Annotated in this window: 1 protein-coding gene; it reads left to right on the top strand. The window is 68.1% G+C overall.

Going from position 1 to position 639, the window contains the following annotated elements:
- Positions 1-639: FAD-dependent oxidoreductase (locus tag DMB66_RS60530; protein ID WP_158647758.1), on the top strand; the 639-nt coding region annotated here is incomplete at both ends.

Genomic DNA, 639 nt, shown 5'->3' with positions numbered 1-639 from the left:
GGCCCGCAACCACATCGCGATGCTCACCGGCACCGGCCACTTCACCGACGCGCACTCCCTCTCGATCGACGACGGCAGCGGACGCGACACCAAGGTCACCGCCGACAAGATCATTATCGCCGCGGGCACCCGGCCGGCCCGGCCGGACAGCGTCGACTTCGACGACCGGACGATCGTCGACTCGGACGGCGTGATCAACCTGGACAAGGTGCCGCGCAGCATGGTCGTGGTCGGCGCCGGGGTGATCGGCATGGAGTACGCCTCCATGTTTGCCGCCCTCGGCACCAAGGTCACCGTCGTCGAGCGGCGGGACAAGATGCTCGACTTCTGCGACGAGGAGATCATCGAATCGCTGAAGTACCACCTGCGCGACCTCTCGGTGACGTTCCGGTTCGGCGAGGAGGTGGCCGCCGTCGAGCGCCACCAGACCGCCGCGCTCTGCATCCTCAAGAGCGGCAAGAAGATCGCGGCCGACACGGTGATGTATTCGGCCGGCCGGCAGGGGCAGACCGACGACCTGGCGCTGGAAGCAGCCGGGCTGAGCGCGGACAAGCGCGGCCGGATCGACGTGGACACCAGCTACCGCACCGCGGTCGACAACATCTACGCGGTCGGGGACGTGATCGGCTTCCCGGCGCT

It is taken from the genome of Actinoplanes sp. ATCC 53533 (genome assembly GCF_003947245.1).
This window is presented reverse-complemented; position numbering and strand designations above follow the sequence as displayed.